Consider the following 15692-nt stretch of genomic DNA (forward strand, 5'->3'; position numbering starts at 1 on the left):
TCCCGGGGTTCTTTTGTAGGGTTATCCAATTAATCCTCCAGCAGGTTCAGCGACTGGGCTTTAACCAGAGCCTGCGTGCGTGTCGTCACGCCGAGCTTACCGTACAGTCTGGACAAATACACCCGGATCGTTCCTTCAGACAGGCCGAGTGCTGCGGCCATCTGTTTATTCGCGGCGCCCTGGCGAATCAGATGCAGCAAATTCATTTCGTTCCGATTCAGCCGTTCGGGAAGAGTTTGCTGGGGTGTCTCGGCGGAAGAAATATCCGCTTCGGAATAACCCGGGAAACGCTTCACGAGCGTGCGTGCATATTCAAGCGTCCGAAGCTCCTCCAGGCTTAAGCCGTCTTCCTGTCCGAGTCGGCTCGAATACAGCTGCAGCAGCTGGCACATGTCCTCCCCTTCGTCGAGGAAGGTACGGACATAACCGTTCTGTGCCCCGACACGCAAGGCTTCGCCAAGAAGATGAAGCGACTGCTGCCGCTGGCCGCGCTGATGTTCCAGCAGCGCCTGCAGGCTTGTGATTTCAATGATGCTGGATCGCTGCTGTTCGCGCTCCGCCTGAGGTTTCAACAGCTCCAGGAGGCGCAGCGCCTCGGTTTCCCTGCGCTGTCTGCCTAACATGCGGACCAACGCCAGGTATTCCGTTTCCCGGCTATAGGCGGGCTTGTCCTTGACGGAAACGGGGAGCTCGGCCACTTCCTTCCGTGCTTCGGCTATGCGCCCTTCCCGGATATAGATCAAGCTTCTGACGGCCTTTAACGGGGCGAGCCAAAGGCTCGATTTCCTGGCAAGCGCAGCGGAGCACGCTTCATCCAAAGCATAATGGGCTAGATGGAATTTGCCCTCGGCAGCGAACAGCCTGGCTTCGGTGATATGCAGCGGCACGAACAGCCCCATCGTTTCTTTGGCGGGCGGCGCATTACGGATCTGCACCAGCAGCTGCCGGCATTCCGCCAGCCGGTTCCACTCATAATATCCCTCGCACAAGGATTGTTTAACATATAAGTTCATGAGCGAATGCGCCCACCCGTGGGATTCCAGCACACCGGTAAACAGATGCGCGATTCTTTCCGTATCGGCGGAGAGAGTTCCCTTCATGCCGAGCGAGGTACGCCTGACATAAGGCTCCCGCCGATTGTAATCGAACTGGTAGTACATCGGATTGTCGGGCATCAGGTTGTCGAGGATGCCTTCGCTGAAGGCGAACCATTTGCCGAAGTCACCGTTCAGAAAAACAAGATTGGACCGCACGAACAGGATGGAACTCATAAGCTGCTCCCTTCGTTCCGATGATTCTAGCGCAGCGCAGGCTTCCTCAATAAGGATCAGCATGCGCTCGGAACGTTCGAGATCTCCTGTAAGTACCAAGACAAAAGCATGCGCCAGCGACATTTCGGGTGTCATCGGATAGCTGGGGTGGATGCGGTCAAACCATTTCAGCAAGGTGGCAATCTCTCCAAGTTCGAGCACGGATTGCATATGCTGCTCGAGCAAGTTCACGGCATGCCCGAAGTCCTGCGCTGCCAACATATGGTCAATCGCTTCATCCATGGAACCGACGGAGGCATAATACTGCCCGGCGAGCCGATGGCGCTTGGTATATTCCCCGTCAAACTCGCGCTGTAGCAGGTCGAGCAGAAACTGCGAGAATAAATGATGATAACGAAAGAAGGTTTGGTGTTCGTCCAGCGGAACCAGAAACAGATTCAGCTTCTGCAGCTCCTCCAGCATCGGACGGCTGTCGCTGAGATCCGTTACGGCATCGCAAACCTGCGGATGCAGCTCTGAAAGGACGGCGGTCTGGAGCAAAAAGGAGAACACGTCGGGTGACAGCTTGCTTACGACTTCCTGAAACAGATATTTGGATACGAGGAGCGGATTCCCCTTCATATCATCCACGAATCCTTCCAGTCCGCTGCCGGTTCGCATGGTAATCACGGCAAGCTGGAGCCCGGTAACCCAGCCTTCCGTTTGGTTCCGTAACGTATCGAGCTCCATCGAGGTCAGATTGGAATGGCCACCGTTTGACGCATGGCGGAACAAACGCTCCGTCTCCTCATAGGTAAATTCCAACTGCTTCATGCCGATAAGATGGACCTCATGGTTTACCACGCCCTTGATCGTGGGGAATGGAAGCTCGGTCCGGGACGAGATGAGAAGATGAATATGTTCGGGGAGGTAGTCGATCAAGTAGGAAATCCCTCCATGGATGGTTGAAGAGTGAATACTGTGCAGGTCCTCAAGAATGAGATTGAGGGGCTCGGAATCCTCGTATAATTCACTGATCAGCGTATCCAGAAAGGTTTCGATCGAGGCGCTTGGCAGCAGCTGCGTATGGTGCATGAGACGAGCTCCTTGCGCCTCGGGAAGAATCGAGGCCAGCGAGGCCGCCACGTATCTCCAAAAGCGGACGGGATCGTTATCCCGTTCGTCCAGCGAAACCCAGGCGCTTCGTTCGTCGGTCTCATGAGCCCATTGGGCGAGCAGCGTCGACTTGCCGTATCCGGCAGGCGCGATGATGGTTGTCAGCTGACCCTTATGGCCTGCTGCCATATCCTGCAGCAGCCGGTCCCGGCGAATCAGATGCTCCTTCAGACCGGGAAGGCTTATTTTCATTTTCAAAATGGGTGAGTCGGTCAGTAGTTTCATAGGATACCCTCGCAATATACGAAACGTTATTTTACGGAAATTGAGTCGCGATAACTAGATTATATGAAAAAAAAGATGAAAAGTTAACGTTTGTCAATCGTTTCCCTCCCATAAATTTGATAGCATCCTTGGTGCCGCGGTCCTAACCAGGCCGCAGCTATCATTACGCTGATGAAACGAAGGAGGAGATTATGCTAAGGCGTTCAGGAAAAATCCTGCTGTGTGCGGCTTTGCTGCTGCTGCAGCTGGATGGGTTATTGGGATATCGCCAAGCCTTTGCGGCTGCGGCCGTTGCACCAAAGATTGTAGCCGGGTACTATCATACCGCTTCGCTCGTAAGCAGCGGTGAAGTTTACTCATGGGGATACGGAGACAGGGGGCAACTGGGTGACGGCACCTGGAATACCCGGACGACTCCGGTCATGGCGAAGAATTTGAACCATGTCATTGACATTCACTCCGGCGTCCGCAGTTCGATGGCGCTAAGGCAGGATGGAACGGTATGGACCTGGGGGGCAAACGAGAACGGACAGTTAGGGATTGGAACGATAACGAATGTGAACGCGCCCGCGCAAGTTCCGGGTCTGAGCGGGATCAAGGCAATATCGGGCGGATTGGCCTATCACGGCATGGCGCTTTCAGAGAACGGCACCGTTTGGACTTGGGGGAAGAATGACAACGGCGAGCTGGGAAATGGAACGACGATACAACAAAACTCCCCGGTTCTGGTGGCCGGTCTAAGCGATGTGACGGCGATTGCGGCTGGAGGATACTACAGTCTTGCCTTAAAATCGGACGGCACCGTATGGGCCTGGGGCGTGAACGGAAGCGGGGAGCTTGGAGACGGGACAACGACGGACCGGCACGTTCCGGTACAGGTTGCCGGGCTGACGGACGTCATGGCGATCGCCGCCGGCGGTTCCCATAGTTTGGCCATTAAACAAGACGGCACCGTGTGGGCATGGGGAAACAATACGTACGGTACGCTTGGCGACGGTACGAGAACGCACCGGACGAGACCCGTGCAGGTTCGAAACCTGCAGCATATCGTTGCCGTTGCGGGTGGAGGTTATCACAGCCTTGCAGTGGACCGGGCAGGAAACGTATGGAGCTGGGGAGATAACAGTCAACAGCAGCTGGGCCTAAACTCGAATGCTTCCAGCCTCATTCCGGTCCCTGTGCCGGGGATCGAGCATGTACGCGAAATTTCCGCCGGCGGCTTTCATAGCGTGGCCATGAAAAAGGATGGGACCGTCTGGGGATGGGGCTATAACTCCGGAGGACAGATCGGAGACGGGACGTACAACAATACGAGGGGAATACCTACCCTGACCAAAGCCGTGCTGGATACGACGTCTCCGGATACGGGCAGCGGTAGCCTGAATCCGCACAGCATCACGTCAGACTCCGTTGCATTGGAATGGCCGAAAGCCTCGGACAATATGACGGAGCAGCACGAATTGCAGTATTTGTTATATTCGTCCGGCAGCCCGAATATCGGGGACGTCAGCCAAATGGAGAGGAACGGGAAGCCCCTCGAAAACTACGCGGCGGATCACACCGGGATGGTGGTGAACGGGCTTGCCGCAGGAACGGATCATTATTTTAACGTCATGGTCAAAGATGCCGTAGGCAGGAAAAGCGCATACCGCATGCTGAAGGTGACAACCCTATGGCCGCAAATCTACTCGTTAACCTATGACGGCAACGGACACACCGCAGGGAATGTTCCGGTAAGCAGCGGTTTGTTTGCCAGAGGCGACGAAGCGGTCGTGGCGGGCAATACGGGGCAGCTGGGCAAGGATGGACATGTCTTCGACGGCTGGAATACGGAGGCCGACGGAAGCGGAATCGATTATCCTGCCGGTGGCAAGCTTATATTCGGTACGCAGGACGTCACGCTGTATGCCCAATGGAAGGCGATCCAGGCACCGACCGAGCTTAAGGCCGTATCTTACACGCCATCCCACCAGTCTGTCGGCGTGGAAAAAGATGTAACCTTGCAGGTTGTCTTTAATGAAGAAGTGACGGCGATGTCCGGTAAATCGATTGCGATTAGGCTGGCCTCGGATCATCGCGTCGTCGAGACCGTCGATGCAGGGAGCGTCACGATTCTCGGGAACGCGGCGAGCATAGATCCGCTGAATGATTTTGATGCGGGAGCAGCCTATTACGTCGAGATCGAGCCGGGTGCTTTTATCGGTAACCATTCGGGTACCGGCTTTGCCGGCATTCAGGGGGCGGATGCTTGGAGCTTTACGGTCAGGGAACATGAGGCTCCGGCCTACGACACTGATTTGCAAGCATTGGCGCTGCGATCGTCGAGCGGAGAAGTAGCGCTGAGCCCTGTGTTCGCCAGAGATCACTATGATTACAAAGCGCAGATCGCCAGCGATACGGACCGCCTCACGATAACGGCACAGGTATATGATGCGAGGTCGTCGGTAACGGCCAGCGTGTACGGCGAGGCCGGAAATTTGGTATGGGGGCCGATGGCTCTCCTCTCCGGCCAGGAGAGCCCGTCCTTCCCCGTCGCCGTAGGCAGCCAGGCCATCGAGGTCGTGGTGACGGCGCCTGACGGCCAGCACATGAAATACAGAACGACGGTAATTAGAGCTTCATCCGGAGGCGGTGGCGGAACGCCTGAAGAACCGGAAGGTTCGTCGCCAGGAGGTTCCGGCCAAGGATCGGCTATACCGGGCCCATCAGGCAATGCCGCACCTTCGAATAGAGTAGACGTCAAAGTTACGATAAACGATGAATCTCAGGAAGGGATGGTTACAGGTTTGTTCCATGAGGCCAATGGACATACCGTCGTATCGATGAAATTGGATACGGCTAAGCTGGAAGCCCGTTTAGAGACAGTGGACTACAATCCGGTAATCGTCATCGCGTTGGCACGGCCCGCGGATCAGGTCTCCCTGGAAACCAGCGGAGCTGCTCTTGACCTGCTTAACGCCAAGCAGGGCGCCATTGAAATCCGATCGGCGCTTGGTCATTTCCACGTTCCAGCGGCCGTGATGGCATCATCGCGCTGGAGGGCGCCAGGAAGCATGGACTTGCCGGCCGCGGATCAAATTTCGGTAACCCTGACGATGGCTGCCAGCGACGCTGCCAAGGTAGAGGCCGTTAAGAAGGCCGCATTGCAATCCGGCATTACGCTTATCGGCTTGCCTATCGAGTTTGATATCACGGCTAAAGCTCAGGACACGGCACTGCAGTTAGATCCATTCCCGCAATATATGAAGCAGCGAATCATTTGGCCGCAGGGAATGCCGGGCCGCATGACAACGGCTGTCTTGCTGGATCGGAACGGCAGCTTCCACCCGATCCCGACGCGCTTCGAGCTGAAGGAGGACGGAAGCAGCGAGGCGATTCTGCATTCCTTATCAGCAGGTACGATTGCTTTTATATCTTATCAAGTGCGAGTTGCTGATGTATCGTTCCACTGGTCCAAGGATGCGGTGAACGATCTTGCTTCGCGGATGATTCTGAACGGAACCGGACTTGCCGAAGGTGGGACAGACACAAATGCGAATCAGCCCGGGGCGATTCATTACGCGCCGAATGTCCAAGTGAGCCGTGCCGAGTTTGCCGCCATGATCGTGAGGGCGCTCGGTTTGGATGAGGTGAAGGACGGAGTTCCTGCTTTCCGGGATGTCGACGCAGAGGACTGGCATAACGGCGTCATAACGCAAGCTGTGCAGTATGGGCTTCTTCAGGGGTATGAGGACGGCCAATTCAGGCCGGCCCAAGGCATTACGCGTCAAGAGGCCATAGCGGTTATGGCGAGAGTGATGGAGCTGGCGGGAATAACGAGCGCAGTGAATGAGATGGAAGCGGCAGCCATCCTCTCCCCTTACCAGGACCGTGAAGACCTGTCCGACTGGGCCACACCGGCTGCGGCCGCCCTTGTGAAGCAAGGAATTGTCCTGGGGTCGGGCGCAGGGCTTAAGCCGCTCCAGAAGTTATCCCGCGGCGAAGCGGCGGTCATGCTGCAGCGATTATTGAAAGGTTCAGAGCTGATCGATTGAATCGGCGGTGGAAGCAGGCTGGAGTCGAAGAATTCAACATTTCGTATGTTGCTTCATCTAAATAGAAATCATGCAGAGCGAGGATGCCGAACGGCATCCTTTTTTATATAGATAGAGAGAATCCAGGTTTGCGTGATGCCAGGAATTTGAAAATAATGCGTTTTCATCCCGGATCCATGCCGGAAGCGTTTGATCAAATGTTGGCAATTTCCGAACATTATCGACATTTTGACAAGGTAATGTTCTGTGATATACGCAGTTTTCCACCAAATTTTTGCTAAAAAACACATTAAACTACATAAAACGCTAAAATTTTTGTTTTGACATCTGCTTGTCTATACCATAGGATAATAGTATAAAAAGTGCTCACTTAGGAGGATAAGGTCAGGAAATGAAAAAGACATGGTCAATTCTATTAACACTCGTATTATCCGTTGGATTGCTTGCAGGTTGCGGCAACGATGATAAGTCTACTGACAGTGGTGCAGCTAATGGCGGTTCCGAAGGATCTCAAGATAAGAAACGCATTGCACTAGTTCTTCCTGAGAAGATCGGCGTGAATCCATTCTTTGCCTTGATGGACGAAGGATTGCAAAAGGCTGCTGCCGATTTCAACGTTGAAGTCAAAACGATTGAATCGACAGACCCTGCTTCGATCGAGCAGAACCTCCGCACGGCGGTTGCCGAGAAGTATGATCTGATCATCACATCCACCTTCCAGATGGAGGATGCATTGAAGAAGGTTGCACCGGAGAATCCGGACGTGCCGTTTGCGATCATTGACACGGTCGTGGATTTGCCGAACGTCCGCAGCGTCGGATTCCGCGAGCATGAGGCTGCTTATCTTCTGGGGGCGGCTGCAGGATTGGCAACGAAAACGAACAAGGTCGGCAACGTTGTGGCCAACGACATTCCGATTATGCATAAATATATGACCGGCTTTGAGGAAGGCGCGAAATCGGTCAATCCGAACATCGAAATTTTCGTTAACTTCGTAGGCGGATTCGACGATCCGGCAAAAGCGAAGGAGCTTGCGCTTCTGCAGAACTCCAAGGGCGCGGATTTCGTAGCCGGCATGTCCGCCGTTGGCGATCTGGGCGTGTTCGAAGCAGCGAAAGAGAAGGGCTTCTACACTTCCGGACAAGATACGGACAATACCGAGCCTGAGCATGTGGTGCTTGCGCAGTTGAAAGGTACCGACGCTGTCGTATACGAAACGGTGAAGGATTTTGCAGAGGGCAACTATACTTTCGATATTCGTGACTACGGCCTGAAAGAAGGCGCCGTAGGTCTCACTTACGTTACGCATGAGAGCAAAACGCCGCTTAACCCATTCATTGGACAAGACATCGTGGATCAGCTTAAGGTGATTTCCGACGATATCATCGCCGGAAAGATTAAAGTAACGAACGCATTGGAACAAAATTAGTTCTTACCTGGACCGGCTGCACATGGGCAGTCGGTCTTTCATTCAGAAACGAAAGGAAGGCATGACTCGATGCTACTCCAGATGGACAATATTACGAAGAAGTATGGCGAGTTCAGCGCAAACCGCGGCATTGATTTTTCGCTGCGCGCGGGTGAGGTTCATGCGATAGTCGGGGAAAACGGTGCAGGCAAAACGACGCTGATGCGGATATTGTACGGGATGGAGCAGCCAACCTCGGGTACGATTCGGCTGAATGGCAAGGAAGTTTCGTTTGCAAGCCCGCTTGACGCGATTCAAGGCGGAATCGGCATGGTGCATCAGCACTTCATGCTGTTTCCTACGTTTACGATCGCTGAGAATATCGTGATCGGCAATGAGCCGGGCTCAGGTGCCGGGTTTGACCGCAAGCAAGCCGTGAAGATCGTGGAAGGACTCTGCGAAAAATACGGCATGAAGGTGGACCCGCGCGCCACCGTAAGCAGCAGCGCCCCCGGCGTGCAGCAGCGGGTTGAAATATTGAAGGTGCTGTATCAGGGAGCCGAAATCATCATTCTGGATGAGCCGACGGGCGTGCTGACGCCGCTCGAGGTGCAGGAGCTCCTGGATGCCATTAAACAGCTCTCCAAACAGGGAAAAAGCTTTATCCTGATTAGTCATAAGCTGAACGAGGTCCTTGACGTGGCCGATCGCATTACGGTGCTCCGTGACGGTGCCGTCACGGGCGTGGTGGAGAAGGGGAACACCGATGCCCACCAGCTCTCCCGTCTCATGGTCGGCCGCGAGCTGATGGAACTGGACCGCAAGCCGATCACGCCGGGCGAGAAGGTGCTGGAAGTATCGGACGTCTCGATCCGCGGAACGAAAGGCAAGCCGGTTCTGGACGGCGTAAACCTGGAAGTACGGGCCGGCGAGGTTGTCGGGATTGCCGGTATTTCAGGCAACGGGCAATCCGAGCTGCTTCAAGTGATCTCGGGCCTGGCTCAGCCGGACAGCGGCCGGATTGCCGTGTCGGGCAAGGACGTAACCGGCATGTCGACACGAGAAATACGGGAGCACGGGTTAGCCCATATTCCGGAGGATCGCTATGTCTGGGGGGCTAATCGAACGGCAACCGTGATGGATACCGGGCTTATGGGGCACCAACGTCGCTTGCAGCAGGGCGGCTTCCTCAAACTCAAGGACATTCGTTCGCTTGTATCCGGATGGGTTCAGAAATTCTCCATCAAGACGGGCTCTCTGGAGACCAGCACGCAGTATTTGTCCGGCGGCAATCTGCAGAAGCTGATCGTGGCACGGGAACTGGAGCAGGGAACTCCGTTCCTGATCGCGGCGGAACCGACGCGAGGCGTCGATATCGGTGCCATGGAGACGATTCATGGCGAACTGCTCAAGCGGCGCGAAGAGGGCACGGGAATTTTGCTGGTATCGTCGGAATTAACGGAAATCTTGAAGCTGTCCGACCGTGTTCTGGTCATGTATGAAGGCCGGATCGCGGGCGAACTGTCGGCGAAGGAAGCGACAGAAGAGAAATTGGGACTGCTGATGGCGGGAGGAACTCTGTAATGAACAAATGGACTAAATTTACGCTTCCGCTGCTTCAGCCGATTGCCGCAATCATCGTGGGGCTGCTTGCCGGAGCCATCGCGATCATGATTGCCGGCGGCGATATCCTGCAGACCTACGCGGAGATGTGGAAGGGTGCCTTCGGCGGGATGTATTTCTTTACGAATACGCTGTCCCGCGCGACCCCGATCATTCTGATCGGTCTGGGCGCGGCGTTTGCCTTCCGTGCAGGCTTCTTTAACCTTGGCGCGGAAGGACAAATGGTGTTTGGCGCGCTTTCCGCCGCGTTGGTCGGATTGTATATGCCGGGTCCGGGCTGGCTGGTGTGCATCGTTGCGATTCTTGCCGGCGTTGTCGCAGGGGGATTATGGTCGGTAATGGCCGGATATTTTGATGCCCGGTTCCGGGTGAACCTGCTGATCTCCACGCTGCTTCTGAACTATGTGGCCGTATTGTTTGCGGGTTATCTGGTCGCCTATCCGCTGAAGGACCGCTCGGGTTCGGCCGCGATGGCGCAATCCGAAATGCTCGATAACAGCGTCTGGCTGCCGAAGCTGATCTCCGGCATGCCGCTGCATGTCGGCTTTGTGCTCGCGGTGCTGGCCGCGTTGATTATATTCGTCTTGTTGAAGCGCTCCGTGATCGGCTACGAAGTACGGATGCTAGGCGGCAATCCGCTGTTTGCCCTGTTCGGCGGGGTTAAGCGCGGACCGATGATGCTTGGCGCGATGTTCTTCAGCGGCGGCTTGGCCGGACTTGGCGGGGCCGTTGAAATCCTGGGCTCCCAGTATCGTTATATCGATGGTGCGTTATCTACGGCCGACTATGCCTGGACGGGCATCATGGCTGCCTTGTTGGCAGGGTCGCATCCGATCGGCACGCTGATTGCATCGATTTTCTTGGCCGCGCTTCAGACGGGCGGCATGGGCGTGGAACGGAATACGGAAGTGCCGCTTGAGGTAGGAGCGATCATCCAAGCCGTGCTGATTCTGTTTATCTCCGCCCGATTCACATACAGCTTCCTGAAGCGCAGAAAGGGGAACAAATCCGATGGAACAGCTGTTTGACCTTGCTTTAATCAACTCGGCCCTCCGCGTGCTCACTCCGATCCTGCTTGCGGCTCTCGGCGGTGCCCTGTGTTCGCGCGTCGGATTGTTCAACGTCGGTTTGGAAGGCTTTATGCTGCTGGGGGCTTTCTCAGCCGTGGTGGGGAACCACTTTTTCGGCAACGTGTTTTACGCGATTTTGTTCGCGATTGCGATCGTGTCGATCTTTTCCTTTATCTTTGCTTACCTCAGCATTAATCTGCAGGCCAACGTCATCGTGGTCGGTATCGCGATGAATGCGCTGGCGGCAGGATTGACCACATTCAGCTTGCGGGCTATTTTTGATGTGAAAGGTGCATTTTATGATAATACGATGGTCGGGCTGCCGAAATGGAACATTCCGATTATCGAGGATATTCCGGTGATCGGTCCCATTTTGGCGGGCCTGACGCCGCTTGTGTATCTGTCGTTTTTGATTGCGGGCCTCATGTGGTATTATTTCTATCGCACGAAGAACGGCTTCCGTTTTCTGGCTGCCGGCGAGAATCCGCTCGCTGCCAAAAGCGTGGGCATCCGTGTAAGACGGTATCAGTATGGAGCCGTGCTCGCGAGCGGCGTGTTATGTGCGCTTGCAGGCGCGCAGCTGTCGCTTGGACAAGTGACGATGTTTACGGAAGGCATGACGGCCGGCCGCGGCTTTATCGCGCTCGTCGCCACGATGCTGGGCCAATCGGGTCCGCTTGGGGTAACGGCGGCAAGCCTGCTGTTCGGCTTTATGGATGCACTCAGCATCCGGTTCCAGGGGCTGGCGCTGCCTACGCATTTTACGCAGATGCTGCCTTATGTCGTAACGATTCTGGCGATGTTCTTCTTTAAGGATAAAAGCTTCCAGCAGGACGCGCTGAAGCAGGGATCCAGCTCCAGATAAGCGCGTAGTCCGCTACGCGACAACCTGTGATTGAAGTCATCCCGTCGATAAGCGGATGCGAAAGCGATCAAGCGTAAAGGAGATGAACATGGTGCATAAAAAAGCAGAACGTTTGAAAAAAATGAAGCCGGTGGCGGTGGGCAACCTGACCGAAGAGCAGCGGGCCAAGCTGCCGCCGGGGCAGACGCTGACCGAGAAGTTCCCGATTTTGCATGAAGGGGAGGTTCCCCATTACGACATGTCGGAATGGACCCTCCGGGTTTTCGGCGAAGTGGAAGAGGAACGGACCTTTACGTATGAAGATATTCTGGCGCTGCCAACGGTAACCGTGAACACCGACATTCACTGCGTTACGCGCTGGTCCAAGTTCGATACGGTATGGGAGGGCATCCTGTTCCGGGATTTCATAGCAGGGCTTCGGATCAAGCCGGATGCCAAATACGTCATGTTTCATGCCGATCCCGATTATGACACGAATGTGCCGATCGAGGATTTGCTCCGTGACGATGTGCTGCTGGCCTATCGTTTCAACGGCGAGCCGCTGACGGACAAGCACGGCTGGCCGCTGCGCACGGTTGTGCCGCACCGCTATTTCTGGAAGAGCGCCAAGTGGCTGCGCGGCATCGAGTTTATGAAGGAAGACCGCCCGGGCTTCTGGGAACGCAACGGCTTTCACAACGAAGCGGACCCGTTCAAGGAAGAGCGGTTTAGCGGCGAGGCGCTGGATATACCCGAAGACGAATGGACACGTAAGGAGTTTGACTAATATGTTGATGCCTATTTTGCAAGTGAACTCAGAGGATATACCTGAATTTGTGATCGTCTGCGGCGATCCGAAACGCGCGGAGACGATATCCCGTAAGCTCGAAAATGCGCGCGAGCTGGCGTTCAGCCGCGAGTACCGCACTTTCGTGGGGACGTATGAAGGCGTTGAACTGGCGGTAACCAGCCATGGCGTCGGCTGCCCGGGAGCGGCCGTTTGCTTCGAGGAGCTGATCCGCGCGGGGGCGAAGACCTTGATTCGCGTGGGCACCGCCGGGTCTTATCGGGCGGACACCCCTGCGGGGAGCCTTGTGGTCAGCACCGCGGCGATCCGTACGGACGGTCTGACGAAGCAGCTGGTACCGGACGGTTTTCCGGCGGTTGCGGACAGCCAGGTGGCGGAGGCGTTGTACGAATCCGCGCTCGCGATCGGCGAAGGCGTTGTGCGCAAGGGCATAACCGTCACGCTGGACGTGTTCTTTAACGGAGTCGAGGAAGTGCCGCACCAGAAATATAAAGCGGCGGGCGCGCTCGGCGTCGAGATGGAAATTGCGGCGCTGTACGTCGTTGCGGCGATCCGCGGCGTTCGCGCCGGCGCGATTGTCGCCATGGACGGCTTTGCCGACGCCGACCTTGCGGCCGAGTACGACCCGAACACAAACGTGGTTGCCGACGCGGTGGAGCGCGAGATTAACACCGCTTTGCAGGCCGTGGTGAAGCTGGCGAAGCAAGGCTAACCAGGGATAGAAGAAAGCCGGATTTCCTGAGCGTAAGCTGCAGGAAATCCGGCTTTCTATTTTGAGTAAGAGGTAATTCCTTTTGATAACTTAAAACAGCAAATCCAGCCGTGTCTTGTTTTTACTGCTTAGCCGGCTGAAGCGTGAAGAAGGGAACCTTCTCGATTCCGACAGCCCGCACGTAAGTAAACAACTGCCCTTTATGGTGGATTTCATGGTCGACCATATTGCTTAACCACACTTTGCCGGGCGCTGTGAACCCATTGAAGTCGAGCGGCTGCTCAAGCTGGCTGTCGGACAATTCGGCAAAAAGGGTCGTAGTCGATTCGGTCGACGCTTGCACGATATTTCGAATGTCATCGATGGTCTCGAATTGGGTGGAAATCGAGGGTGGAGTAAACGAGCCATTTTGGATGGAACGCAGGAACATATCCGAGGCTGCCGCAATATGAACAGCTAATCCGCCCAAGGTATAGGCATGATCCCACGGTTTATAATCCAAATGCTCGCTCTGTACGTCCTGCAGCAGCTGAAGCAAGACCGTACGGTGTCTATGCCATCGTTCGAATTGCTGTTGACCTTCATGACTCATGGTTGATCCTCCTTGATCGATTACAGGATAAAGTCTTGGAATAGGCTCCCGTCTTATTTGCGGTTCATAAACACAATTCGATAAGAAATAGCGGATTCCTCCCCTATGCTCAAGCTATCCCAGGTGTTGAATTCGATAATTTTGGAAGAAAACAGTTGCAAAAGGAAAATGGACCGTATATACTGAGTTCAATTAGTGATTGGTCAATCAATAATAAATTAAAACGAGTGAGAGGAGGTTGGTTGAATGGCTAGAGCTTCAACTTCTGCGAATCGGCGAAATGAAATCGTGGCAGCAGCAATCGAAGTGTTTGCAGAGATCGGATACTATCGCGCGACCACGGCTCAGGTTGCCGAACGGGCAGCGATATCCCAGCCTTACGTCTATCGGTTCTTTACCAAGGAATCGCTGCTCGTGGAATCGCTGACGGTCTCCTGGAAGCGCATCGTGCAGGCATTTCAGGGGGTCATCGATTCCGCTGCTCCGGAGGAACTGGAGACGGGCCTGATCCGGGCGTACGAAGGGATCGTGCAATCCCATCGCAGCGAAATCTTGCTGCAGATGCAGGCGCAGACGATCCAGGAAGCGCCCATCCGCGAAGCGATGCAGCAGGGAATGAACGAGGTGAAGGACCTGGTCCAGAATGCTTTCGTGAAAGCGGGATTCGAGGATGCCGACAAGAAAACCTCCGATTTTCTGGCCCGGGGGATGCTGTGCAATGTAGCCATGGCGATGGATATGCCGAATATGATGCCCAAAAGATAAGGCGCGCGTCGATGTGCCGCACCGCGTACTGCATCAGGTTGTGCGCGGTGGAGAAAGGGCATTTCTTTTTCAATCAATTGTGATTGATCAATCAATTATTTTAATGTGAGGAGAGATTAACGATGAAAAAAGCGATTGTTTTGGGTGCAACAGGCGGCGTAGGGGCCCCATTGACGGCGGAACTGGTGAAGCGCGGAATTCAAACGGTAGCCTTCGGCCGTTCCGTTAAGAAGCTGAATGAGCTGGCTGAGCGGTTGGACTATTCTCCTCTGCTTACGCTGGAAACGGGAGATGCCTTTAAACCGGAGGATATCCGAAGAGCCGCGGAAGGGGCCGATGTTATTTTTCACAGTGCGAACATGCCTTACCACGAGATGGAATCCAGGCTGCTGCCGCTGGGTGAATCGGTCATGACGGCTGCGGAGAAGCTGGGGACCAGGGTTGTGGTGGTAGATGGAATTTATCCGTATGGCAGACGCTTAATGGAAAAGGCAACGGAGGATCACCCCAAAAAACCGCATACCCGTAAGGGCAAAATAAGATTGGCCTACGAGCAGCTGATTTTCTCGTCGCGCTGGCATAAAGCAAACCCTCTTATCGTAAGACTGCCCGACTACTATGGCCCTTCTGCGCAGGCATCCTATTTATCCGTCACGATGGAAGCCATTGCTGCCGGGAAGCCAACCGCCTTCATCGGCAACATGAGCGTTCCCCGAGAATACGTCTATTTGCCGGATGCCGCCCGCATGATCGTAGAGATTGCCGAGAGAGAGGAGTCCTACGGGCAGAACTGGCATATCCCCGGACCGGGCGTGATTTCAGGCCATGAGCTGGTACGGATTGCGCAGCAGGCTGCCGGAAAGCGCAAGGCGGTAATGCCGCTCGGACGAATCGGGCTCTCCCTGATCGGGTTATTCAATCCGGTGATGAAAGAGGTGGTTGAGATGCTGTATTTGACCGAGGAGCCTTTGGTGCTGAGCGGCGAGAAATACGAGCGCCTGATCGGTCCGATTCAATGGACGCCTCATGAGCAGGCGATTGCGGCGACCATGAGGAGTTTAATGAAAAAACGGGCATGAGCAGCGGAAGCCATAAAGAGTGGCGCAGCAGCGATATCATGATATGCGAAGGGATTATTTTTTAGATATTAGTAATTGATCAATCAATAATAAGTCGAGGGTTTCT

The 15692-nt window shown here is 54.9% G+C and carries 11 protein-coding genes; 9 read left to right on the top strand and 2 right to left on the bottom strand.

The window, feature by feature from the left end; all coding sequences use genetic code 11:
- Positions 1-29: 29 nt before the first annotated feature.
- A complete protein-coding gene (locus MHH82_RS05885; RefSeq protein ID WP_145038892.1) occupies positions 30-2651 on the bottom strand; it encodes a LuxR C-terminal-related transcriptional regulator in 2622 nt (873 codons plus the stop codon).
- 191 nt (positions 2652-2842) lie between these two features.
- Between MHH82_RS05885 and MHH82_RS05890 the strand changes: the two genes are divergently transcribed.
- The 7 genes from MHH82_RS05890 to MHH82_RS05920 all read left to right on the top strand — a co-directional run bounded on the left by MHH82_RS05890 (position 2843) and on the right by MHH82_RS05920 (position 13150).
- Entirely contained in the window at positions 2843-6685 is a 3843-nt protein-coding gene (locus MHH82_RS05890; RefSeq protein ID WP_012819301.1) for an RCC1 domain-containing protein, read from the top strand.
- A gap of 391 nt (positions 6686-7076) precedes the next feature.
- Positions 7077-8114: a BMP family protein gene (locus tag MHH82_RS05895; protein ID WP_009594391.1), complete on the top strand. Its 1038-nt coding sequence runs from the start codon at positions 7077-7079 to the stop codon at positions 8112-8114.
- A 69-nt stretch (positions 8115-8183) separates the two neighbouring features.
- Complete coding sequence (locus MHH82_RS05900; RefSeq protein ID WP_012819302.1) at positions 8184-9677, top strand: ABC transporter ATP-binding protein; 1494 nt, start codon at positions 8184-8186, stop codon at positions 9675-9677.
- Entirely contained in the window at positions 9677-10744 is a 1068-nt protein-coding gene (locus MHH82_RS05905; protein WP_012819303.1) for an ABC transporter permease, read from the top strand. The genes MHH82_RS05900 and MHH82_RS05905 overlap by 1 nt, the downstream gene beginning before the upstream one ends.
- The gene (locus MHH82_RS05910; protein ID WP_012819304.1) at positions 10728-11651 is read left to right on the top strand and encodes an ABC transporter permease; all 924 of its coding nucleotides are present in this window, start codon (positions 10728-10730) and stop codon (positions 11649-11651) included. Before MHH82_RS05905 ends, MHH82_RS05910 begins: the two co-directional genes overlap by 17 nt.
- A gap of 91 nt (positions 11652-11742) precedes the next feature.
- A complete protein-coding gene (locus MHH82_RS05915) occupies positions 11743-12417 on the top strand; it encodes a sulfite oxidase-like oxidoreductase (RefSeq protein WP_145039152.1) in 675 nt (224 codons plus the stop codon).
- A 1-nt stretch (position 12418) separates the two neighbouring features.
- Positions 12419-13150, top strand: coding sequence for a nucleoside phosphorylase (locus tag MHH82_RS05920; protein WP_009594362.1), 732 nt, complete (start codon positions 12419-12421; stop codon positions 13148-13150).
- A gap of 121 nt (positions 13151-13271) precedes the next feature.
- Here the strand turns inward: MHH82_RS05920 and MHH82_RS05925 are convergent, their stop codons facing one another.
- Positions 13272-13742, bottom strand: a complete 471-nt coding sequence (locus tag MHH82_RS05925; protein WP_340964270.1) for a DinB family protein — start codon at positions 13740-13742, stop codon at positions 13272-13274.
- Between the two features lie 246 nt (positions 13743-13988).
- On the opposite strand from MHH82_RS05925, the gene MHH82_RS05930 reads away from it, so the two are divergent.
- Together MHH82_RS05930 and MHH82_RS05935 are read left to right on the top strand one after the other, a co-directional pair.
- On the top strand, positions 13989-14507 hold the full coding sequence (locus MHH82_RS05930; RefSeq protein WP_036662218.1) for a TetR/AcrR family transcriptional regulator: 519 nt from the start codon (positions 13989-13991) through the stop codon (positions 14505-14507).
- A 122-nt stretch (positions 14508-14629) separates the two neighbouring features.
- Positions 14630-15586 (top strand): NAD-dependent epimerase/dehydratase family protein, encoded by a 957-nt coding sequence (locus MHH82_RS05935; RefSeq protein ID WP_036662219.1) that lies wholly within the window; start codon positions 14630-14632, stop codon positions 15584-15586.
- Positions 15587-15692: the final 106 nt, after the last annotated feature.

The organism is Bacillus sp. FSL K6-6540 (genome assembly GCF_038007545.1).